1 pseudogene is annotated in these 292 nt (G+C 41.8%); it reads right to left on the minus strand.

The features are described 5' to 3' along the window. Positions 1–47: 47 nt before the first annotated feature. Positions 48–292: pseudogene (locus AAEY62_RS21755) on the minus strand (tetratricopeptide repeat-containing sulfotransferase family protein); the annotation flags it as partial.

The following is a 292-nucleotide window of genomic DNA, read 5'->3' on the forward strand; positions in this document are numbered from 1 at the left end:
CTCTAAAATTAATCACAATGAACTACCCGCCCACGTAACATTTGTTGTTATTTCATTAAACCTCTCACTCCTTCATTAACTAAATGGGTCTGCGCTTCATTGGTATAGGGTTTAAACTTTTTCCAGCGGCCTATGGCTTTGTTGTTAAGCGGTTGGCGCACTTGCATTTTGCTAGCGGTTGATACAGGTGCGGTGTTTAAATGAAAATCAAGGCACTGTGGTTGCCAGTCTAAGTCGCAATAGCTCACTAATTCTTTTATTTTTTGCTCTGGTGCGGCGATGAGTTCTTCGT

Origin of the sequence: Pseudoalteromonas sp. GW168-MNA-CIBAN-0100 (assembly GCF_040309225.1) — a bacterium.
GTDB lineage: Bacteria > Pseudomonadota > Gammaproteobacteria > Enterobacterales > Alteromonadaceae > Pseudoalteromonas > Pseudoalteromonas arctica.